Source organism: Shewanella insulae (genome assembly GCF_009831655.1).
In the GTDB taxonomy this organism is placed as follows: domain Bacteria; phylum Pseudomonadota; class Gammaproteobacteria; order Enterobacterales; family Shewanellaceae; genus Shewanella; species Shewanella insulae.
The window spans coordinates 22,906-46,558 of record NZ_WRPA01000028.1; the positions used below are offsets into that span (position 1 = coordinate 22,906).

The window sequence follows — 23,653 nt, forward strand, 5'->3', positions numbered from 1 at the left end:
ACCTAAGCTTTAACGGCAGGCTTGATGATCAGGTCGCCATTAGTAGCGCCTGGAACTGCACCCTTAACCAATAGCAGGTTACGCTCAGCATCTACACGTACAACGTCTAGATTTTGAGTAGTTACTTGCTCTGCACCCATGTGGCCAGACATTTTCTTACCTTTGAAAACGCGACCAGGTGTTTGGTTTTGACCGATAGAACCGTTAGCTCTATGTGCCAATGAGTTACCGTGTGTTGCATCTTGAGTACGGAAGTTCCAACGCTTGATACCGCCTTGGAAACCCTTACCCTTTGATTGACCAGTAACATCAACTTTCGCTACGTCAGCGAAGATATCAACATTAAGCTCAGCACCTACTTCGATGCCTTCGCCTTCACCATCAGCCAGACGCATCTCCCACAAACCACGACCAGCTTCAACGCCAGCCTTAGCAAAGTGACCTGCTTCTGGTTTAGTGATGCGATTAGCTTTTTTGGTACCAGTAGTAACTTGAAGTGCACGGTAACCGTCAGTTTCTAAAGTTTTCACTTGAGCAACACGGTTAGCTGCAATTTCAATTACTGTTACAGGTATTGACGCACCATCTTCAGTGAAGATGCGAGTCATACCTACTTTACGACCGATAAGACCGATAGCCATCTCTCAAACCTCTTCTAAGGATCTCAATTAACCTAAGCTAATTTGAACGTCAACACCTGCCGCAAGATCTAGACGCATAAGTGCATCTACAGTCTTTTCAGTCGGCTCTACGATGTCAACAAGACGCTTATGAGTACGAAGTTCGTACTGATCACGCGCATCTTTATTAACGTGTGGAGAGATCAAAACGGTATAACGCTCTTTACGCGTTGGTAGTGGAATTGGACCACGTACCTGGGCGCCTGTGCGCTTAGCAGTTTCAACGATTTCCGCTGTAGACTGATCGATCAGACGATGATCAAATCCTTTCAGGCGGATACGGATTCTTTGGTTCTGCATTGACCAGAGCTCCTAAAATGGACACATAAAAAATCACCCTCTAGCTTCTTCCTTACTGGAAAAGCAGAGCGAGATGATTTAACCGTTCGACTCCAAATCGGAGTCGCTGTATTATTTTACGTCGGTTTCGAGAACCGACAAACTTCGCCTAATGGTTAAGGCGAGGGGCTATTATACTGATCTAACGCTGGAGATCAAGCCCGTTGAACGAATTAACAGCAGTTATGCATTAATCCTCAAAGTGGCGTGTATTATACTTATCCAGATCAGAAAAGCTAGTCTCCTCACCCGAGAAATTATAGGCAATAAAAAAGGCAGCCTAAGCTGCCTTTTTCAGTGTCTCTGTAAAATCAAACGCTATTAAGCGATGATCTTAGCTACAACACCAGCACCAACTGTACGGCCACCTTCACGGATAGCGAAACGTAGACCTTCATCCATCGCGATTGGGCAGATTAGGGTTACGTTCATCTTGATGTTGTCACCAGGCATTACCATTTCAACGCCTTCTGGCAGCTCGATAGTACCGGTTACGTCAGTTGTACGGAAGTAGAACTGTGGACGGTAGCCCTTGAAGAATGGAGTGTGACGACCACCTTCTTCTTTTGACAGTACGTATACTTCTGATTCGAACTGAGTGTGTGGAGTGATTGAACCAGGCTGAGCCAGTACTTGACCACGCTCAACTTCATCACGCTTAGTACCACGTAGTAGTACACCACAGTTCTCACCTGCACGACCTTCGTCAAGCAGCTTGCGGAACATTTCAACACCAGTACAAGTAGTCTTAGTAGTGTCTTTGATACCTACGATTTCTACTTCGTCACCAACTTTGATGATACCGCGCTCAACACGACCTGTTACTACAGTACCACGGCCTGAGATTGAGAATACGTCTTCGATAGGCAGAATGAATGCACCGTCGATAGCACGCTCTGGCTCTGGGATGTAAGAATCTAGCGCTTCAGCTAGTTCTACAATCTTAGCTTCCCACTCTGCCTCGCCTTCTAGGGCTTTCAGTGCAGAACCTTGGATAACTGGTAGGTCATCACCTGGGAAGTCATATTCAGATAGCAGTTCACGAACTTCCATCTCAACCAGTTCTAGCAGCTCTTCATCATCAACCATGTCACACTTGTTCATGAATACGATGATGTAAGGTACACCTACCTGACGAGAAAGCAGGATGTGCTCACGAGTCTGTGGCATTGGACCGTCAGTAGAAGCTACTACCAGGATAGCGCCGTCCATCTGTGCAGCACCAGTGATCATGTTTTTAACATAGTCAGCGTGGCCTGGGCAGTCTACGTGTGCGTAGTGACGAGTTGGAGTATCGTACTCGATGTGAGAGGTATTGATGGTAATACCGCGCTCACGCTCTTCTGGAGCGTTATCGATCTGTGCGAAATCTTTAGCTTCACCACCGTACGTCTTAGTCAGTACGTGAGAGATAGCAGCAGTTAGAGTTGTTTTACCATGGTCAACGTGACCGATGGTACCAACGTTAACATGGGGTTTACTACGTTCAAATTTTTCTTTAGCCACGATATATTCCTTTCTTTTCAGAAATACTCAGCCTTGCTGAGCAATAGCATTCAATTATGAGTTATAGACTAGTTTGCGATTATCCGCGCGCTTCTATAACTGATTTTGCAACATTCTGCGGCGCATCCGCGTACTTCAAAAACTCCATAGAGTATGAGGCACGTCCTTGGGTAGCACTACGCAGGTCTGTCGCGTAACCAAACATTTCAGATAGAGGCACTACAGCTCGAACGATTTTGACGCCGCCAATGCCGTCGTCCATTCCTTCGATCAAGCCGCGACGTCGGTTCAAGTCGCCTACCACATCCCCCATGTAATCTTCAGGAGTGGTCACTTCAACCTTCATACAAGGTTCCAGTAACACAGGGTCAGCTTCTAGAGCGCCCTTCTTGAAGCCCATGGAGCCGGCCACTTTAAACGCCATCTCGTTCGAGTCGACATCATGATATGAGCCGTCGAACAGCGTAACTTTAACGTCCAGCACAGGGAAACCGGCGAGCACGCCGTTCTTCATCTGTTCCTGGATACCTTTATCTACTGCAGGGATGTATTCTCTTGGAACAACACCACCAACAATCTCGTTGACAAATTCATAGCCAAAACCTTCTTCTTGAGGTTCAAGCTTCAACCAGACGTGACCGAATTGTCCTCGGCCCCCTGATTGACGAACGAACTTGCCTTCGGCTTCTACACTCGAGCGAATAGACTCACGATACGCTACTTGTGGTTTACCTACGTTACACTCGACACTGAATTCGCGACGCATACGGTCGACGATGATATCTAAGTGCAACTCACCCATGCCTGAGATCAGGGTTTGACCCGATTCTTCGTTGGTTTCAACGCGGAAAGAGGGATCTTCTGCAGCGAGTTTCTGCAGGGCAATCGCCATCTTCTCTTGGTCGGCTTGTGATCTTGGCTCCACAGCGATCGTGATTACGGGCTCAGGGAACTCCATACGTTCGAGAATAACTTTGTGGTCAGCATCGCATAGGGTGTCACCAGTGGTAACATCCTTCAGACCAATAGCCGCCGCGATGTCACCAGCACGGACTTCTTTGATCTCTTTACGGTCGTTTGCATGCATCTGCACCATACGACCAATACGCTCACGCTTCTGTTTGACCGAGTTATATACGCCGGAACCCGTTTCCAATACGCCTGAATAAACACGCACAAAGGTTAATGTTCCAACGAATGGGTCTGTCGCGATCTTAAATGCTAACGCCGAGAAAGGTGCGTTGTCGTCCGCTGGACGTTCAACTTCATTCTCTCGCTCGTCGATGCCCTTGATAGCAGGTACTTCGACAGGTGATGGCAAATAATCGATAACAGCATCGAGTACGGCCTGCACACCCTTGTTCTTAAACGCAGAACCACAGGTGGCCAGCACGATCTCATTAGCCAGAGTTCGCTGACGTAATGCAGCCTTAATCTCTTCTTCCGATAGCTCACCTTCTTCAAGGTATTTGTCCATCAGCTCTTCAGAGGCTTCGGCGGCACTCTCAACTAGGTATTCACGCATCTCGTTGGCTTTATCAACCAACTCAGCGGGAATTTCTTCATAAGTGAAGGTCGTACCCTGATCTGATTCGTTCCAGTTAATGGCCTTCATCTTGATCAGGTCAATGACACCCTTAAACTCTTCTTCGGCACCTATGTTTAATTGAATAGGTACACAAGTCGCTCCCAGACGGTTACGTATCTGTCCAACGACGCGTTCAAAGTCAGCACCAGCGCGGTCCATCTTATTGACAAACACTAAGCGCGGGACGTGGTACTTGTCCGCTTGTCGCCATACAGTTTCGGACTGAGGTTCAACACCAGATGAACCACAGAACACAACTACCGCACCATCGAGCACACGCAGCGAACGCTCAACTTCAATGGTGAAGTCAACGTGGCCAGGGGTATCGATGATATTGATACGGTGCTCGGTAAATTGAGCATCCATACCGCGCCAGAACGTGGTTGTTGCCGCAGAGGTGATGGTAATACCACGCTCCTGCTCCTGTTCCATCCAGTCCATGGTGGCTGCGCCATCATGCACTTCACCGATCTTGTGAGACATACCGGTGTAGAAGAGAACACGTTCTGTAGTTGTGGTTTTTCCTGCGTCAACGTGAGCACAGATACCGATGTTACGGTAGCGCTCAATTGGAGTTGTACGAGCCACGATTAAACCCTCTTTACTAAGGTAGGAACCTTAGTGATGTAAAACATGGTGCAGGCAAACGCCTGCACCAAAAGATTACCAGCGGTAATGAGCAAACGCTTTGTTTGCTTCTGCCATACGATGCACGTCTTCGCGCTTCTTAACGGCAGTGCCTTTGTTTTCGGCAGCATCTAGCATTTCACCTGCTAGACGTAGAGCCATAGATTTTTCACCACGCTTACGTGCAGCTTCAACTAACCAGCGCATCGCTAGTGCGTTACGACGCACTGGACGAACTTCACATGGTACCTGGTAAGTAGAACCACCAACACGACGAGACTTAACCTCGACTGATGGTCGTACGTTATCCAGGGCTGCTTCAAGGATCACTAGGTGCTCTTCGCCTTTCTTCTCAGCGACAACGTCTAGTGCCTTGTAAATGATTTTTTCAGCAGTCGACTTTTTGCCGTCCTGCATAATGACGTTGATGAACTTAGCCAGCAACTCACTATTAAATTTTGGATCTGGTAGGATTTTACGTTGTCCTACAACGCGACGTCTTGGCATAACAATTTCTCCGTATGCTTCAGGGACCCCAAAACTGGAATCTCAATTATCTCTAGCTTGGCCTTACTTAACGGAAAACGTTAAGACTTAGGACGCTTAGCTCCGTACTTAGAACGTCCTTGACGACGCTCACTAACACCAGCACAGTCTAATGCGCCACGAACAGTGTGATAACGAACACCTGGTAAGTCTTTAACACGACCACCACGGATTAGGATCACGCTGTGCTCCTGCAGGTTGTGGCCTTCACCGCCGATGTACGAAGTTACTTCGAAACCGTTAGTTAGACGCACACGAGCTACTTTACGTAGTGCAGAGTTAGGTTTTTTAGGTGTGGTTGTGTACACGCGAGTACAAACACCACGCTTTTGTGGACACGCATTCAACGCTGGCACATTAGTCTTGATGACTTTTGGCGAGCGAGGCTTACGTACCAACTGGTTTACAGTTGCCATGTATAGCTCCGAATCAGTTGATTAAACTCAACAGTAAGGTGTGAAAAATCTATATCCCACAGGTGTGGGACGCGAAATTTTAGAAAGGTAAGGGGTCGCTGTCAAGAAATAGCCAACTTTTTACCCAATTTAAGTAAAAAAAAGGCACCCGAGGTGCCTTTTTTACAATCTATTTACCCACTAGCACCGATTATTCGGAGCTGCCAGCCAGGTTCAATAGATCGGCAAGGTTCTGCTCTGCTTCACTGGCACTGATTGCCGGCACTTCTTCTGCCTGGCCATTCTGTGCAGCCTGGTTACGGCTGTTGTGATACGCATAACCAGTACCTGCCGGGATCAGACGACCCACGATCACGTTCTCTTTCAGGCCACGCAGCTTATCGCTCTTACCGCCTACGGCAGCTTCGGTCAATACGCGAGTGGTTTCCTGGAACGATGCCGCCGAGATAAACGACTCGGTCGCAAGCGATGCCTTGGTGATACCCAGTAGTTCACGGTCGAACTTAGCAGGCTCTTTGCCTTGCGCTTCAAGTTCGCGGTTAGCGATCTTAACGCGAGAGACTTCAACCTGTTCGCCCGGTAGGAACTCACTGTCACCGGCTTCGGTGATCTCACACTTACGCAGCATCTGACGGATGATCACTTCGATGTGCTTATCGTTAATCTTCACGCCCTGCAGACGGTAAACGTCTTGCACTTCGTTAACGATATAGTTAGCCACCTTGTGAATACCACGTAGACGCAGAATGTCGTGTGCAGCTTCTGGACCGTCGGCGATAACTTCGCCGCGCTCAACCTTCTCACCTTCGAACACGTTCAGGTTACGCCACTTAGGAATCATCTCCTCGTATGGCTTACCACCATCGGCAGGTGTGATCACCAGACGACGCTTACCTTTGGTCTCTTTACCGAACGAGATAGTACCTGAGTACTCGGCCAGGATGGCAGGCTCTTTCGGCTTACGCGCTTCAAACAAGTCGGCAACGCGTGGCAGACCACCGGTAATATCACGAGTCTTAGATGATTCTTGCGGAATACGTGCAAGCGCGTCACCCACGGCGATTTGAGCGTTATCGTCTTGGTTAACGATCGCCTTACCAGGCAGGAAGTATTGCGCTGGTACTTCGGTACCTGGAATCATCAGATCGTTGCCATCGGCACCAACCAGACGAATCGCCGGACGCATCTCTTTACCCGCGGTCGGACGTTGACCCACATCCATCACCACGATAGAAGATAGACCTGTTAGTTCATCGGTCTGACGTGTCATGGTGACACCTTCGATCATGTCGACGAACTTGATGCTACCCGCTACCTCAGAAACGATTGGGTGAGTGTGCGGATCCCAGTTAGCGATGATTTCACCGGCATTAACCGCTGCATCTTCTAGCTTCTCTAGGATAGTACCGTAAGGCACCTTATAACGCTCTTTCTCACGACCCAGTTCATCGATGATCGCGATTTCAGATGAACGCGATACGATAACCAGCTTACCGTCACTATTGGTTACATGCTTAGCGTTGTGCAGCTTAACGGTACCGGCGTTCTTCACCTGTACGTTGTTTTCTGCAGACGCTCTCGATGCCGCACCACCGATGTGGAAGGTACGCATCGTCAGCTGTGTACCTGGCTCACCAATTGACTGAGCGGCAACAACACCAATAGCTTCACCTTGGTTGATCAGGTGACCACGTGCCAGGTCACGACCGTAACACGCCGCACACACACCGAAGTCTGTGTCACAGCTGATTACTGAGCGAACCTTCACTTCGTCGACACTGTGCTTCTCAAGCTTGTCACACCATGTTTCATCCAGCAGGGTGTTACGCGGCGCAAGTACATCTTCGGTGCCGGGATAGTAAACATCTTCTGCTACCACACGACCCAGTACACGCTCACGCAATGGCTCAACAACGTCACCACCTTCAATCAGCGGCTTCATGGTCAGACCTTCGTGGGTACCACAATCGTCTTCGATAACCACTAAGTCTTGCGCAACGTCAACCAGACGACGAGTCAGATAACCCGAGTTCGCTGTCTTAAGTGCGGTATCCGCCAGACCCTTACGAGCACCGTGAGTAGAGATAAAGTACTGAAGTACGTTTAGACCTTCACGGAAGTTCGCCGTAATTGGGGTTTCGATGATAGAGCCATCAGGCTTAGCCATCAGACCACGCATACCCGCTAGCTGACGAATCTGTGCAGCACTACCACGAGCGCCTGAGTCGGCCATCATGTAGATGCTGTTGAACGAAGCTTGAGTTTCTTCTTCGCCATCACGGTTAATCACTGTCTCGCTAGACAGGTTATCCATCATCGCCTTAGAAACTTTTTCGTTCGCGCTTGCCCAGATATCGATAACCTTGTTGTAACGCTCACCGGCGGTAACAAGACCCGACTGGAACTGCTCTTGAATCTCAAGAACTTCGGCTTCGGCATCAGATACCAGAGTGTACTTCTCATCTGGGATAACCATATCGTTAATACCCACAGAGGCACCAGATACAGTCGCGAAGTGGAAACCGGTATACATGAGTTGGTCAGCAAAGATAACGGTATCTTTCAGACCCAATTGACGATAACAAGTGTTCAATAGCTTAGAGATCTGCTTCTTACCCATGTTCTGGTTAACCAGATCATAAGATAGACCCTTTGGCAGCACCTGAGACAACAGAGCACGACCCACAGTCGTATCAACGATACGGCGTGACTCGGTGCGCTCTCCGTCTTCACCGATAATGGTCTCGGTAATACGTACCTTGACGCGAGCATGTAGCTCGGCAACGCCAGTACGGTATGCCTTTTCTACCTCGGCAACAGATTCGAACGCCATGCCTTCACCGCGGCCGTTTACACATTCACGGCTGGTGTAGTACAGACCCAATACAACGTCCTGTGACGGTGTGATCACCGGCTCACCGTTTGCAGGTGACAGGATGTTGTTGGTAGACATCATGAGTGAACGTGCTTCCAACTGAGCTTCTAGCGTCAGTGGCACGTGAACCGCCATCTGGTCACCATCGAAGTCAGCGTTATACGCCGCACACACCAATGGGTGCAGTTGGATCGCCTTACCTTCAATCAGTACCGGCTCGAACGCCTGAATACCAAGACGGTGAAGTGTCGGTGCACGGTTAAGCATCACAGGATGCTCACGGATCACGTCATCGAGTACGTCCCAAACCTCTGGTACTTCGCGCTCAACCATCTTCTTAGCAGCTTTGATGGTAGTAGCCAGGCCACGACCTTCCAGCTTGCCATAGATGAATGGCTTGAACAGTTCGAGTGCCATCTTCTTAGGCAGACCACACTGATGCAGACGCAGAGTAGGACCTACGGTAATAACCGAACGGCCTGAGTAGTCAACACGCTTACCCAGTAGGTTCTGACGGAAACGACCCTGCTTACCCTTGATCATGTCGGCCAAAGATTTCAGAGGACGCTTGTTAGAACCCGTGATCGCACGACCGCGACGACCGTTATCCAGTAGCGCATCCACAGACTCTTGCAGCATACGCTTTTCGTTGCGTACGATGATGTCCGGTGCAGCTAGGTCTAACAGACGCTTCAGACGGTTGTTACGGTTGATCACGCGGCGATACAGATCGTTCAAATCTGAAGTCGCGAAACGGCCGCCGTCCAGCGGTACCAGTGGACGCAGATCAGGTGGCAGAACCGGTAGCACCTTGAGGATCATCCACTCTGGCTTGTTGCCAGACTGGTAGAAGGCCTCAATCAGCTTCAGGCGCTTAGTGATCTTCTTACGACGAGTCTCAGAGTTGATCGATGGCAGCTCTTCGCGCATCTCTTCAATCTCTTTTTCAAGATCGATAGCACGCAGCAGCTCAAGCACTGCCTCGGCACCCATCTTGGCTTCGAACTCGTCACCGTACTCTTCCAGTGCGTCGAGGTAGTTTTCCTCAGTCAGCATCTGACCGCGCTCGAGGCTGGTCATGCCAGGCTCGATCACCACGAAAGATTCGAAGTAAAGCACACGTTCAATGTCACGCAGGGTCATATCCAGCATCAAACCGATACGAGACGGCAGAGACTTCAAGAACCAAATGTGTGCAACTGGGCTTGCAAGATCGATGTGACCCATACGCTCACGACGTACTTTAGTCTGGGTAACTTCAACGCCACACTTCTCACAAATCACACCACGGTGCTTAAGACGCTTATACTTACCGCATAAACACTCGTAGTCTTTAACTGGACCAAAAATACGCGCACAGAACAAGCCTTCACGCTCAGGCTTGAAAGTACGGTAGTTAATGGTTTCTGGCTTCTTAACTTCACCAAATGACCAAGAGCGGATCAGATCAGGCGACGCTAGGCCGATCTTGATACCTTCAAATTCTTCAGTCTTGCTTTGCTGTTTCAGAAACTTTAATAAGTCTTTCACGTTTCTCTCCTGAAGGAGTTAAACCAGGCGCCCTGCTCTCGCAGAGCACCGTCTATTGCCAAACTTCGGCGATGGCCAAGTCTTACTCTTGATCCAACTCGATGTTAATACCGAGCGAACGGATCTCCTTCAGCAATACGTTGAAGGACTCAGGCATACCTGGTTGCATCTGATGGTTACCGTCGACGATGTTCTTATACATCTGAGTACGACCGTTAACGTCATCAGACTTAACAGTAAGCATTTCTTGTAGCGTGTAAGCGGCACCGTATGCTTCAAGTGCCCACACTTCCATCTCACCGAAACGCTGACCACCAAACTGAGCTTTACCGCCCAGTGGCTGCTGAGTAACAAGACTGTAAGAACCTGTTGAACGCGCGTGCATCTTATCGTCAACCAAGTGGTTAAGTTTAAGCATGTACATGTAACCAACGGTTACTGGGCGTTCAAATTCGTTACCGGTACGACCATCAAACAACTTACGCTGTCCAGAGGTTGGCAGACCCGCTAGTTCAAGCATGTCCTTAATCTCTTTCTCTTTCGCGCCGTCGAATGCTGGTGTCGCAGTCGGGATACCGCCTTTGAGGTTCTTAGCAAGACGTAGAACTTCTTCATCGGTGAACGAATCGATATCGACTTGCTGCTGCACGTCTTCACCCAGTTCGTACACCTTCTTGATGTAGCCACGAAGCTCTGCAAGTTCACGCTGCTCTTCAAGCATGGCTGTGATTTGATCACCAATGCCCTTGGCCGCGGCACCTAAGTGCACTTCGAGAACCTGACCTATGTTCATACGTGATGGTACACCGAGTGGGTTTAGTACTATGTCCACTGGGTTACCATTTTCGTCGTACGGCATATCTTCGATTGGGTTAATCTTAGAGATAACACCCTTGTTACCGTGACGACCCGCCATCTTGTCACCAGGCTGGATAGTACGCTTAACCGCCAGGTAAACCTTAACGATCTTGAGTACGCCAGGAGCCAAGTCATCACCTTGGGTGATCTTGCGGCGTTTGATCTCGAATTTCTTATCGAAATCTGCTTTCAGCTCTTCATGCTGCTCGGCAAGTTGCTCGAGTTCAGTCTGCTTAGCTTCGTCTTCAATGGTTTGTACCAGTAGTTGAGGACGTGGCAGCGCATCAAGCTCGGCTTCGGCAAAACCTGCTCCCAGGAGAAGGTTACGCGCACGGCCGAAGACACCTTCTTCAAGGATCTTGAACTCTTCGGTCAGGTCTTTCTTAGCCTGAGCGATGTGCATCTCTTCGATTTCTACAGCACGCTTGTCCTTCTCAACGCCGTCACGGGTAAATACCTGAACGTCGATGATGGTCCCCTTAACAGAGTTAGGGACACGCAGCGAGCTGTCTTTAACGTCAGAAGCCTTCTCACCGAAGATAGCGCGTAGCAGCTTCTCTTCAGGGGTCAGCTGAGTCTCACCCTTAGGCGTAACCTTACCAACCAGGATGTCGCCACCCTTCACTTCTGCACCGATATAAACGATACCTGATTCATCCAGCTTAGATAGCGCAGACTCACCTACGTTTGGAATATCGGCAGTGATCTCTTCGCTACCCAGCTTAGTATCACGCGCGATACAAGAAAGCTCTTGAATATGGATAGTGGTGAAACGATCCTCTTGCGCAACGCGCTCAGAGATTAAGATCGAATCCTCGAAGTTGTAGCCGTTCCAAGGCATGAACGCGATACGCATGTTCTGACCAAGCGCCAGATCACCTAGGTCGGTAGATGGACCATCGGCCAGTACGTCACCACGAACCACTGGCTCACCAACGCTACAACATGGACGCTGGTTGATACAGGTGTTCTGGTTAGAACGTGTGTACTTAGTCAGGTTGTAGATGTCGATACCGGCTTCACCAGGAGTCAGCTCATCTTCGTTAACCTTAACCACGATGCGGCTCGCATCGACATAGTCAATGTAACCGCCACGCTTAGCGGCAACCACTACGCCTGAGTCAACGGCCAGAGTACGCTCAATACCTGTACCTACTAGTGGCTTGTCGGCCTTAAGTGTCGGTACCGCCTGACGTTGCATGTTCGCACCCATCAATGCACGGTTCGCATCATCGTGTTCCAGGAACGGAATCAGAGATGCCGCCACAGAGATGATCTGCTGCGGAGATACGTCCATGTATTGAACGTCTGCAGCGCGCATAAAGGTTGATTCACCCTTATGACGACAAGCGATCTGCTCTTCAACCATACGGCCATTGGCATCGACTTCGATGTTGGCCTGTGCGATCACGTAACGACCTTCTTCGATAGCAGACAGGTAATCCACCTGATCTGTGATCACACCATCAACCACTTTGCGGTATGGTGTTTCGAGGAAGCCGTATGAGTTGGTACGCGCGAAGCTTGCCAACGAGTTGATCAGACCAATGTTTGGACCTTCAGGGGTCTCAATCGGACATAGACGACCATAGTGAGTTGGGTGAACGTCTCGAACCTCGAAACCTGCACGCTCACGGGTCAGACCGCCTGGGCCAAGAGCCGAAATACGACGCTTGTGTGTCACTTCTGACAGCGGGTTGTTCTGGTCCATGAATTGAGACAGCTGAGAAGAACCGAAGAACTCTTTCACTGCCGCAGAAATCGGCTTAGCGTTGATCAGATCTTGTGGCATGAGCTCGTTAAGATCGCCAAGAGACAGACGCTCACGTACGGCACGTTCTACACGAACAAGACCGACACGGAACTGGTTCTCAGCCATTTCACCAACACTACGGATACGACGGTTACCCAGGTGGTCGATATCGTCGACTTCATCGTTACCGTTACGGATTTCGATGATCTTCTGCATTACTGCAACGATATCTTCTTTGGTCAGGATACCTGTACCTTCATCGTCTTCGATACTAAGACGACGGTTGAACTTCATACGACCTACTTTAGACAGGTCGTAACGCTCTTCGCTGAAGAAGAGATTTTGGAATAGCGCTTCGGCAGCATCCTTGGTTGGCGGCTCGCCAGGACGCATCATACGATAGATCTCAACCAGGGCCTCTAGACGGTTAGTGGTTGAATCGATACGTAGTGTGTCAGAGATATAGGCACCGTGATCAAGCTCGTTGATGTATAGGGTGTCGATCTCTTTGATGCCGGCCATAGACAGCTTAGCAAGATCTTCCAGGCTGATTTCGGCGTTAGCAGAAACCAGTACTTCGCCCGTGTCTGGGTCGATATAGTCTTGTGCAGCAATCTTGCCTGAGATGTACTCTACAGGTACTTCAAGCTCTGTGGTGTTGGTCTTTTCAAGCTGACGAATATGACGCGCAGTAATACGGCGGCCCTTCTCAACTATAATGGTACCTTCAATGTCTTTGATATCGTAGCTTGCAGTCTCACCGCGTAGACGATCGGCAACCAACGCCATGACTAGGCTATCTTTCTTGATCTTGTACTGAACGCGTTCGAAGAACAGATCGAGAATGTCTTGAGTAGAGTAGTCAAGTGCACGCAGAATGATAGACGCCGCAAGCTTACGACGACGGTCGATACGTACAAACAGTGCATCTTTAGGATCGAACTCGAAGTCCAACCATGAGCCACGGTAAGGAATAATACGTGCGTTATAAAGCACCTTACCTGAAGAGTGGGTCTTACCACGGTCGTGATCGAAGAACACACCAGGACTACGGTGTAGCTGAGATACGATAACACGCTCGGTACCATTGATAACAAAGGTACCGTTTTCAGTCATCAGAGGGATATCCCCCATATAGACTTCTTGTTCTTTAATGTCTTTAACTGTGCCAGGCGCAGCTTCACGATCATACAGCACCATACGCAGCTTAACACGTAGTGGAGCAGAGTATGTAACACCGCGAATTTGACACTCTTTCACATCAAAAACTGGCTCACCTAGCTTATAGCTGACATATTGCAGCTCTGAGTTACCAGAAAAGCTCTTGATGGGAAAAACGCTACGGAAAGCGGCTTCTAAACCACGCTCACCTGTAGGATCTTGATCGGTGAACTTCTTAAACGAGTCCAACTGGATTGACAGAAGGTAAGGGATATCCAACACTTGTGGACGCTTACCAAAGTCTTTGCGAATACGCTTCTTTTCAGAATAGGAGTAAACCATGGGTTTCCTCTGATTGCGAGATGTGACCAAGACTGAAACAACACTGAGTTGCAACAGCACGTTTGCCCATCACCGTTGAAAGCAAGAACCTAACCAATAATCTCTGCTAGGGACTGCGAAATCTGGCGACAAACGGTGAATAAAAAATCGCCTACGCTTACAGCGCAAAAAAGGCCGACGGTTAAAAAACCGTCAGCCTCCGCCCGATTGCTCGGGAGGTTGTAAGTTAGAGTATAACTTACTTGATCTCTACTTGAGCACCGGCTTCTTCAAGATCTTTCTTCAGAGCTTCAGCTTCTTCTTTAGAGATGCCTTCTTTAACAGCTACTGGAGCTGATTCAGCCATACCCTTGGCTTCTTTCAGGCCTAGACCTGTAGCGCCACGAAGAGCTTTAATTACTGCAACTTTGTTGTCGCCGTGTGAAGCAAGAATTACGTCGAATTCTGTCTTCTCTTCAGCAGCGCCAGCGTCAGCAGCACCACCAGAAACAACAGCAGCAGCGGCAGAAACGCCGAACTTCTCTTCCATTGCTTCGATTAGTTCAACAACTTCCATTACAGACATTTCTGCAAGGGCTTCTAAGATTTGGTCTTTAGTGATAGACATAACAAAAAATTCCTAATTGTACTGAATTCAATTTATTTAAGCGGCTTGTAAAATTAAGCAGCTTCTTTCTGATCGCGTAGAGCGGCCAATGTACGAACGAACTTGCCAGCAGATGCTTCTTTCAGAGTCATCATGAACTGTGCTAGAGCTTCTTCGTATGTTGGTAGTTTTGCTAAACGATCAATGTCGCTTGCAGGGATTAATTCCCCTTCAAAGGCTGCTGCTTTGATTTCAAACTTCTCTTGCGCTTTAGCGAAATCTTTAAGAAGACGCGCAGCGGCACCTGGGTGCTCGTTAGAGAATGCAATCAAAGTAGGACCAGTAAACGTTTCGCCTAGGCACTCAAAATCAGTACCTTCAACAGCACGCTTAACCAGTGTGTTACGTACAACTTTTACGTAAACACCAGCTTCACGAGCAGTTTTGCGAAGACCGGTCATATCACCTACAGTCACACCGCGAGAATCGGCAACAACTGCAGATAAAGCACCTTTGGCAGCTTCGTTGACTTCAGCAACAATCGCTTTTTTGTCTTCGAGTCTTAATGCCATTGGCTTTACTCCTGGATTCAATCTAGGGATATCCCTAGCAATTACCATACTAAGTATTAAATACTCAGTTACTTACGGCGCGAATATCCAGGCAGAATAAATCTATCTGGGGTCCGACACCGTCTACGTAGGGAATTAAGCTAACGTTTATTCGTTAACACCTACGGTCTTGGACGTGAACCATTTACACGAATGAAAATGGTCCTCAACCCACAAGGTGCGCGCATTATAGACTAATCCCCGCACCTTGTAAAACAAGCTAAGAAATTAAGCAGTTGGGCTCAGAGTGCTCTGATCAACCGCAACACCTGCACCCATAGTGGTAGAGATGCTAACTTTCTTAACGAAAACGCCTTTCGCAGAAGCTGGCTTAGCTTTGATAAGCGCGCCTAGCAGAGCGTCTAGGTTTTCTTTCAGTTGAACAGTTTCGAAGTCCACTTTACCGATGGTAGTGTGGATGATACCGTTCTTGTCGTTGCGGTAACGAACCTGACCAGCTTTAGCGTTCTTAACAGCTTCAGCAACGTTTGGCGTTACAGTACCGGTCTTAGGGTTAGGCATCAGACCACGTGGGCCCAGGATTTGACCTAACTGACCAACAACGCGCATTGCATCAGGAGATGCGATAACTACGTCGAAGTTCATTTCACCAGCTTTAACTTGTGCAGCAAGCTCGTCCATACCAACTAGCTCAGCGCCAGCTTCTTTAGCGGCGTCAGCGTTGGCACCTTGAGTAAACACAGCAACACGTACTTCACGACCAGTACCGTGTGGCAGAACAGTAGCGCCACGAACGTTTTGGTCTGATTTACGTGGGTCAACACCTAGGTTAACCGCAACGTCAACACTTTCAACGAACTTAGCAGTAGCTAGTTCTTTCAGTAGTGCAACAGCTTCGTTGATGTCGTAGCTTTTAGTTACTTCTACTTTCTCGCGAATCAAACGCGCGCGTTTAGTTAGCTTTGCCATGATATTAATCCTCTACTACCAAACCCATTGAACGCGCAGTACCTTCGATTGAGCGAGTCATCGCTTCAATGTCAGCACCAGTCATATCAGCGGCTTTAGTCTCAGCGATTTCCTGGACAGCGCTACGCTTGATAGTTCCCACTTTTTCAGTGTTAGGACGGCCAGAACCAGACTTAAGACCAGCAGCTTTCAGCAGCAGGAATGAAGCAGGTGGAGTCTTAGTTTCAAAAGTGAAAGAGCGATCAGTGTAAACAGTGATCACAACAGGAATCGGCATACCTTTGTCGAACTTTTCAGTACGAGCGTTGAATGCTTTACAGAATTCCATGATGTTGACACCTTTTTGACCCAATGCAGGACCAACTGGTGGCGACGGGTTTGCAGCACCGGCTGCTACTTGTAGTTTGATGTAACCATCAACTTTCTTTGCCATGAGACATTTTCCTCAAGTTTGGGTACAAACGCTAACGACGACATGTCGATTAGCTCCCCGAAAATAATGGGTGCGGATTATACAAAAAATCCGCACCCATTTCCAATACGTTTTGTGCTTTATTTAATCAGCTTTTTTCGATCTGGCTGAAATCAAGCTCTACAGGTGTTGAACGACCGAAGATCATTACCGACACCTTAACGCGGTTCTTCTCGTAGTCCACCTCTTCAACGGTACCGTTGAAGTCGGCAAAAGGACCGTCGGTAACACGAACCACTTCACCCGGCTCAAACATCACGCGATGAGTCGGAGACTCTGTAGTCTCTTGTAGGCGCTGCAGAATCGCATCAGCTTCGCGATCAGAGATAGGCGCAGGACGATCAGAGGTGCCACCGATAAAGCCCATCACGCGTGGGATGCTCTTTACCAAGTGCCAGCTTTCATCGTTCATTTCCATCTGTACCAACACATAACCAGGGAAGAACTTACGCTCGCTCTTACGACGCTGGCCAGCACGCATCTCGACAACTTCTTCGGTCGGAACTAGCACTTCACCGAAGTAGTGCTCCATGCCGTGCATTTTGATGTGTTCAAGCAATGATTTGCATACACGACCTTCATAACCCGAAAAGGCCTGAACCACATACCATCTTTTTTTAGCTTCAGTCATATGAAATGCCTATACGCCCGTAATAAAATTAACAATTCTCAGCAATACAGCATCCATTCCCCAAAGGACCAATGCCAGTACGCCTGTTGCCGCCAGTACGATAAATGTCGTGTTTAGGGCTTCTTGACGCGTCGGCCATACCACTTTGCGCACTTCAATGTGAGACTCGCGAGCGAAAGTCAGCGCTTGTTTACCCTTCTCGGTTTGAAGCGCGATAAAACCTGCTATAGCAAATGCCACTACGACACCGATAGCACGAACTAATACACTAGCTTCGCTATACATCTGATTAGCAATAATGGCGGCCGCTAGTAGTACGACTACTATGCCCCATTTAACGATATCCAGAGAGTTTCCCTGGTTTTCAGTATTTGTTGTCATCGGTTAATTCCGTTACTCACTACGACCTGAGCTTAAGTCTGGTCAGGCTTTTAAAAACTCGCAACCGCCGAGATAGCCAAGACCATACCACTAACATTCTCCGAACTTACTCCCAGAGCAAGCAGTAAGCCCAGAGGGTCAAAAATCGGCCATAGATTGTATTCTTATTCCGCGCAGTTAGCAAGGCTCAGCCGCACAAGGATAATCACAATATCTGAGTGACCTAAAACAAAAAAGGCAGCCTAAGCTGCCTTTTTCAGTGTCTCTGTAAAATCAAACGCTATTAAGCGATGATCTTAGCTACAACACCAGCACCAACTGTACGGCCACCTTCACGGATAGCGAAACGTAGACCTTCATCCATCGCGATTGGGCAGATTAGGGTTACGTTCATCTTGATGTTGTCACCAGGCATTACCATTTCAACGCCTTCTGGCAGCTCGATAGTACCGGTTACGTCAGTTGTACGGAAGTAGAACTGTGGACGGTAGCCTTTGAAGAATGGAGTGTGACGACCACCTTCTTCTTTTGACAGTACGTATACTTCTGATTCGAACTGAGTGTGTGGAGTGATTGAACCAGGCTGAGCCAGTACTTGACCACGCTCAACTTCATCACGCTTAGTACCACGTAGTAGTACACCACAGTTCTCACCTGCACGACCTTCGTCAAGCAGCTTACGGAACATTTCAACACCAGTACAAGTAGTCTTAGTAGTGTCTTTGATACCTACGATTTCTACTTCGTCACCAACTTTGATGATACCGCGCTCAACACGACCTGTTACTACAGTACCACGGCCTGAGATTGAGAATACGTCTTCGATTGGCAGAATGAATGCACCGTCGATAGCACGCTCTGGCTCTGGGATGTAAGAATCTAGCGCTTCAGCTAGTTCTACGATCTTAGCTTCCCACTCTGCCTCGCCTTCTAGGGCTTTCAGTGCAGAACCTTGGATAACTGGTAGGTCATCACCTGGGAAGTCATATTCAGATAGCAGTTCACGAACTTCCATCTCAACCAGTTCTAGCAGCTCTTCATCATCAACCATGTCACACTTGTTCATGAATACGATGATGTAAGGTACACCTACCTGACGAGAAAGCAGGATGTGCTCACGAGTCTGTGGCATTGGACCGTCAGTAGAAGCTACTACCAGGATAGCGCCGTCCATCTGTGCAGCACCAGTGATCATGTTTTTAACATAGTCAGCGTGACCTGGGCAGTCTACGTGTGCGTAGTGACGAGTTGGAGTATCGTACTCGATGTGAGAGGTATTGATGGTAATACCGCGCTCACGCTCTTCTGGAGCGTTATCGATCTGTGCGAAATCTTTAGCTTCACCACCGTACGTCTTAGTCAGTACGTGAGAGATAGCAGCTGTAAGAGTTGTTTTACCATGGTCAACGTGACCGATGGTGCCCACGTTTACGTGAGGTTTGCTACGTTCAAATTTTTCTTTAGCCATGGTATTGCCCCAATTAAGAGATACTTGGTGATGAAATCTACATACAACAAAAAATCCGATGCCTATAATGTCATCGAATCGATTTAATTAAGATAATCAGGGAAGCTTAGTTTGGAAGGCTGAAGGCAGTTTATCGTGAACGGGACCCTGTTGGGTTGGCTCATAGATACGGGCACAATCAGCGAAAATTGGAGCGGATGGCGGGAATCGAACCCGCGTTATCAGCTTGGAAGGCTGGAGTAATACCATTATACGACATCCGCGCAACCTAACTAAGGTTACCTAACTACCTAGAAAAATGGTGGAGGGAGAAGGATTCGAACCTTCGAAGGCTGAGCCGTCAGATTTACAGTCTGATCCCTTTGGCCACTCGGGAACCCCTCCAGAGAAATGGTGCCGGCACCAAGAGTCGAACTCGGGACCTACTGATTACAAGTCAGTTGCTCTACCAACTGAGCTATGCCGGCGTGTCATTTCGGTAGCGGATATTAGGTAATCGTGAGCACAAGTGCAATACCTAATTTTAAAAATCTGCAAAAAAATCACCTAAACGACGTTTTTTCCGCCACGCAAGCACCAGAAAGTGCACTATTTACCCATTATCTCTAAACAGGTTAATCAGCCATTATGGAATCGTGTTTTTGATGTTGTTCCACCGAGGTCTATGGTGTACTGTGCCTTGCCTAAGGGGAGATTTCATTCATGCACGCCAACAACCAAATTCATAATGCACTCTATCTCGCATTTGCCCGCCAACAGTGGGCCGAGCTGCGAAAATCTGTGCCTCTGACACTCAGCGAATCCGATCTCGACGATCTGCGCGGCATCAACGAATCTATCTCTCTCGATGAAGTGACCGACATCTATCTGCCGCTAAGCCGCCTGCTGAATCTAATCGTCGGCGCCAAGCAGCAGAGAGGACTGGTATTGAATCAGTTTCTCGGTCGTGTGCCGCCTAAGCGCCCCTATATTATCAGCATCGCCGGCAGTGTCGCCGTGGGTAAGAGCACGACGGCGCGTATCCTGCAGGCGCTATTGCGTCAGTGGCCCGAGCATCCCAAGGTCGACCTGGTCACCACAGATGGCTTCCTCTATCCCCTATCCGAGCTAAAGCGCCGCGGGCTGCTACAGCGTAAGGGATTTCCAGAAAGCTATGATATGAAGCTACTTGTCGAGTTTATCTCAAAGATAAAGGCTGGTGAGAGTCTGGTGCATGCGCCTATCTATTCCCATATCAGTTACGACAGGGTGGCCGATACCCAACAGGCGATAGAACAGCCCGATATTTTGATCATCGAGGGGCTCAATGTACTGCAGACGGGGCAAGATACCCATGTCGCCATACAACAGCCCTTCGTCTCCGACTTTGTCGACTTCTCTATCTATGTGGATGCCGAGGAGCCGCTGCTCAAGGAGTGGTATATCTCCCGCTTCCTGAAGTTCCGTACCGGCGCCTTTAGTGACCCTAACTCGTACTTCCATCACTATTCTGAGTTAAATGACGATGAGGCCACCAAGATAGCCGCTAATATCTGGGACAGCATCAACGGTCCAAACCTGAATCTGAATATTCAACCCACCCGGGACAGGGCCCATCTTATCCTGCGCAAGGGAACAGATCATATGATGCACCAGGTGCTGATGCGTAAATAGGCTGGCAACAGATAGCCGACACTTGCTTACAGATAAACAAACGGCCATCAATTGATGGCCGTTTTGTTATGCGGGACGCATGGAGATCTCGCCGCCGACGAAGGACTTGGTGCCCTCCTCCGTCTTGAGCAATATCGCCCCCTGCTCGTCAATTCCGCAGCAGATCCCCTCGACGCTATGCTCTCCCATCAACAACTTGATAGGCTCACCGTCAAATAGGTCGGCCTCACGCCACCTTGACTGAAATGCCTTGAGCCCTTGGCGCTGAAACAGTTCAAGATCGGTAACTAACTGCTGCTGCAGCGCTATCATTAATTCGGTTTTGTCCGGCAATTGCGCTAACTCAGACAGGTCGCTCCAGGGTTGATCTATTTTATCCGCCTGGGCCGGCGACATGGAAAGGTTAATGCCTATGCCAATCACCAGATCGCACACGCTGTCAGCCTGACCACTCATCTCGATCAGTATGCCCGCAAGCTTCTTATGATTTAGATAGATATCGTTGGGCCACTTAACCCCAATGCCTTCGACGCCCAATGAACGTAGCACAGTCACTAATGAGCAGCCGACCACTAGGCTTAGCCCCATTGCCTGGGCCATGCCCTGAGAAAACTGCCAGTAGAAGGAGGTATAGAGATGGCAACCATAAGGTGATACCCATTGGCGTCCACGGCGTCCTCGCCCGGCAGACTGGTACTCGGCCACGCAGATATCGCCGCTGCTGAGGTCCTTCACATGCTCAAGCAGGAATCCGTTGGTACTGTTGATCTCATTGAAGTAGAAACAACGATTCTTGATAGAGGTCTTAAGCGCTGCCTCTTCGATAAACGAGATAGGCGTGGCTAACTTATAGCCCTTGCCTTTGACACTATAGATATCGACACCAAACTCCTCTAGGTTGGCCACCTGCTTACTGACTGCCGCCCGAGAAATACCGAGCTCACTGGCCAGCGCCTCGCCCGACACAAACTGCCCCTGGCTCAACAAGCGAATAATGTCCCGGCGACGGGCCCACTGATCATGCATCTGCTAATTCCTTCTGTCCTGTTGCGCCTATGATCCTAGGTTCGACTTCTAACCTTACGCCAAATTGCTCGAATATCCTATCTATCACTAGCCTTGCCAGGTCACACACATCCTGACCCGAGCAGCCCCCTTTATTGACAATAACTAAAGCCTGCTTAAGATGAATCGATGCATTGCCGACAGACAGGCCCTTGAGCCCAGCCCTATCGATCAACCAGCCCGCCGCCAACTTAATCTTTGAATCATCTAGCGTATAGCCTACTATGTCGGAATATTGCCGCTTAAGCGCGTCGAATGTTTGCTGGCTCACAACCGGATTCTTAAAGAAACTGCCGACGTTACCCAGCACGGCAGGATCGGGCAGTTTGGCCATTCGCGTCTCACAGATGCAATCGAACACCTCTCTTGGCGTCACCCCTTGGCTACGCTCGCTCAATTCTTGTAGTGGCCCATAACTCAGGTTGGGCTGCCACGCCTTGGGCAACACGAAGCCCACCCGCAAAATGACGGCGCGATGTTTAAGGGCATTCTTGAAGATGGATTCTCGGTAGGCAAACTCGCAGTCACCGCCTTTTAGTCGCTTTATCTCGCCGCTAACTAGGTCTAGATATTCGACCCAGTCACAGAACTGAGCCAACTCGGCGCCATAGGCACCGATATTTTGGATGGGCGCGGCGCCGACTGAACCTGGAATCAACGCAAGGTTCTCGAGCCCTGGCATCTCATTATCGAGACAGAAATTAATGAGATCATGCCACACCTCGCCGGCCTCAACCTTAAGGTAGTAACATTGCTCACCCTGAGTCACCTCAATACCTTTGGTCTCTACCAATACAGCAGTCCCTTCAAAGGTTTCGGTGAGCACAATGTTGCTACCACCACCTATCAGCAATATTGGCTCTTGCTGCTTAAAGGCCTGTAAACAGATGGCAACAAGCTCAGCCTCCTGCCTTGCTCGAACCAATCGAAGGCAATCAGCCTTAATGCCCAGGGTATTAAATTGCGTTAAAGAATGCGTGGTCTTAGAGTCCATAGAGGAAGCGTGTATTTGCCAATCAGTCAAAAAAGCCATTGTAACGTATCTGGCCCCGGCAACCTAAATCCCAACAAAGATTAATCTTACGGGATCGCAAGATTCTTATATGGATAGTTACAGATTGCGACGAGTGGAGTTCACAGAGTGAAAACTCGCGTCTTGGACTGTGCTTGTGGGTTATAAGGCACTATAAAAAATATCGGATACTGCCACAACACTTACCTCACATGGGGGCGTAAGACATCCGACTAGAACTGAACACAGGGAATATACATTCAGTTACTTTGTCAAAAGCAATAGAACCGTAGCAGCTTGAAATGACCTACTCGGTTCGCGCAGCGAACACATGGGGGTGAAAGTGAGGCTCTTTAAATACTCAGTATTTAGCCTCACTTGAACGCGGAGAAGCTATGCTTCGTAGCCGGAGACCCCGCTTAGCGGTGGGGCGACCACCATGGATGGTGGAAGTGTCGATATAGAAGGAGCATTTATCGACCGACGTCGGGAGTAGGCGCCTGTCATGGCCAGCTTCGAGCAAAGCTCTCCGCGTTCATCCCTTGCATCAAACTTCGTTTGATAAACGCAAGTGCTTCACCATACGACCACCACGGACGGTGGAAGTGTCGATTATGCAGGAT

18 protein-coding genes and 3 tRNA genes are annotated in these 23,653 nt (G+C 48.9%); 1 reads left to right on the plus strand and 20 read right to left on the minus strand.

All coding sequences use genetic code 11. The features are described from left to right. Window positions 1–2 precede the first annotated feature (2 nt). From rplC to GNT65_RS20010, 18 genes are all read right to left on the minus strand, one after another. Complete coding sequence (rplC, locus tag GNT65_RS19925) at window positions 3–641, minus strand: 50S ribosomal protein L3 (protein WP_033540771.1); 639 nt, start codon at window positions 639–641, stop codon at window positions 3–5. A 27-nt stretch (window positions 642–668) separates the two neighbouring features. Then, a complete protein-coding gene (gene rpsJ / locus GNT65_RS19930) occupies window positions 669–980 on the minus strand; it encodes a 30S ribosomal protein S10 (protein ID WP_011070616.1) in 312 nt (103 codons plus the stop codon). 360 nt (window positions 981–1,340) lie between these two features. Next, on the minus strand, window positions 1,341–2,525 hold the full coding sequence (tuf, locus tag GNT65_RS19935; protein WP_160798924.1) for an elongation factor Tu: 1,185 nt from the start codon (window positions 2,523–2,525) through the stop codon (window positions 1,341–1,343). Window positions 2,526–2,604: 79 nt separating this feature from the next. Beyond that, window positions 2,605–4,701 carry an elongation factor G gene (fusA, locus tag GNT65_RS19940; protein ID WP_160798925.1) on the minus strand — a complete coding sequence of 699 codons (2,097 nt, stop codon included), beginning with the start codon at window positions 4,699–4,701 and terminating at the stop codon, window positions 2,605–2,607. A gap of 75 nt (window positions 4,702–4,776) precedes the next feature. Next, on the minus strand, window positions 4,777–5,247 hold the full coding sequence (gene rpsG, locus GNT65_RS19945; RefSeq protein WP_041508314.1) for a 30S ribosomal protein S7: 471 nt from the start codon (window positions 5,245–5,247) through the stop codon (window positions 4,777–4,779). An 80-nt stretch (window positions 5,248–5,327) separates the two neighbouring features. After that, window positions 5,328–5,702, minus strand: a complete 375-nt coding sequence (gene rpsL, locus GNT65_RS19950; RefSeq protein WP_011863962.1) for a 30S ribosomal protein S12 — start codon at window positions 5,700–5,702, stop codon at window positions 5,328–5,330. A 190-nt stretch (window positions 5,703–5,892) separates the two neighbouring features. Beyond that, a complete protein-coding gene (rpoC, locus tag GNT65_RS19955) occupies window positions 5,893–10,107 on the minus strand; it encodes a DNA-directed RNA polymerase subunit beta' (protein ID WP_160798926.1) in 4,215 nt (1,404 codons plus the stop codon). Between the two features lie 82 nt (window positions 10,108–10,189). Continuing rightward, window positions 10,190–14,221: a DNA-directed RNA polymerase subunit beta gene (gene rpoB / locus GNT65_RS19960; RefSeq protein ID WP_160798927.1), complete on the minus strand. Its 4,032-nt coding sequence runs from the start codon at window positions 14,219–14,221 to the stop codon at window positions 10,190–10,192. 238 nt (window positions 14,222–14,459) lie between these two features. Further along, window positions 14,460–14,828, minus strand: a complete 369-nt coding sequence (gene rplL / locus GNT65_RS19965; protein WP_160798928.1) for a 50S ribosomal protein L7/L12 — start codon at window positions 14,826–14,828, stop codon at window positions 14,460–14,462. 53 nt (window positions 14,829–14,881) lie between these two features. Then, the gene (gene rplJ, locus GNT65_RS19970) at window positions 14,882–15,379 is read right to left on the minus strand and encodes a 50S ribosomal protein L10 (protein WP_160798929.1); all 498 of its coding nucleotides are present in this window, start codon (window positions 15,377–15,379) and stop codon (window positions 14,882–14,884) included. Between the two features lie 267 nt (window positions 15,380–15,646). Next, window positions 15,647–16,348, minus strand: a complete 702-nt coding sequence (gene rplA, locus GNT65_RS19975; protein WP_160798930.1) for a 50S ribosomal protein L1 — start codon at window positions 16,346–16,348, stop codon at window positions 15,647–15,649. 4 nt (window positions 16,349–16,352) lie between these two features. Next, entirely contained in the window at window positions 16,353–16,781 is a 429-nt protein-coding gene (rplK, locus tag GNT65_RS19980; protein ID WP_160798931.1) for a 50S ribosomal protein L11, read from the minus strand. A 127-nt stretch (window positions 16,782–16,908) separates the two neighbouring features. Next, complete coding sequence (gene nusG / locus GNT65_RS19985; RefSeq protein ID WP_011863955.1) at window positions 16,909–17,451, minus strand: transcription termination/antitermination protein NusG; 543 nt, start codon at window positions 17,449–17,451, stop codon at window positions 16,909–16,911. Window positions 17,452–17,460: 9 nt separating this feature from the next. Further along, window positions 17,461–17,832: a preprotein translocase subunit SecE gene (secE, locus tag GNT65_RS19990; protein ID WP_041508308.1), complete on the minus strand. Its 372-nt coding sequence runs from the start codon at window positions 17,830–17,832 to the stop codon at window positions 17,461–17,463. Window positions 17,833–18,115: 283 nt separating this feature from the next. Further along, window positions 18,116–19,300 (minus strand): elongation factor Tu, encoded by a 1,185-nt coding sequence (gene tuf / locus GNT65_RS19995; RefSeq protein WP_160798924.1) that lies wholly within the window; start codon window positions 19,298–19,300, stop codon window positions 18,116–18,118. A gap of 189 nt (window positions 19,301–19,489) precedes the next feature. Beyond that, window positions 19,490–19,563 (minus strand) — tRNA-Gly (locus GNT65_RS20000). Window positions 19,564–19,599: 36 nt separating this feature from the next. After that, a tRNA-Tyr gene (locus GNT65_RS20005) sits at window positions 19,600–19,684 on the minus strand. A gap of 7 nt (window positions 19,685–19,691) precedes the next feature. After that, a tRNA-Thr gene (locus GNT65_RS20010) sits at window positions 19,692–19,767 on the minus strand. Window positions 19,768–20,002: 235 nt separating this feature from the next. Between GNT65_RS20010 and coaA the strand changes: the two genes are divergently transcribed. Then, window positions 20,003–20,953, plus strand: a complete 951-nt coding sequence (coaA, locus tag GNT65_RS20015; protein ID WP_160798932.1) for a type I pantothenate kinase — start codon at window positions 20,003–20,005, stop codon at window positions 20,951–20,953. A 66-nt stretch (window positions 20,954–21,019) separates the two neighbouring features. On the opposite strand, the gene birA is transcribed toward coaA, so the two are convergent. Both birA and murB read right to left on the minus strand, forming a co-directional pair. Further along, on the minus strand, window positions 21,020–21,979 hold the full coding sequence (birA, locus tag GNT65_RS20020; RefSeq protein WP_160798933.1) for a bifunctional biotin--[acetyl-CoA-carboxylase] ligase/biotin operon repressor BirA: 960 nt from the start codon (window positions 21,977–21,979) through the stop codon (window positions 21,020–21,022). Then, window positions 21,972–23,012 (minus strand): UDP-N-acetylmuramate dehydrogenase, encoded by a 1,041-nt coding sequence (gene murB / locus GNT65_RS20025; RefSeq protein WP_160798934.1) that lies wholly within the window; start codon window positions 23,010–23,012, stop codon window positions 21,972–21,974. Before murB ends, birA begins: the two co-directional genes overlap by 8 nt. Window positions 23,013–23,653 lie beyond the last annotated feature (641 nt).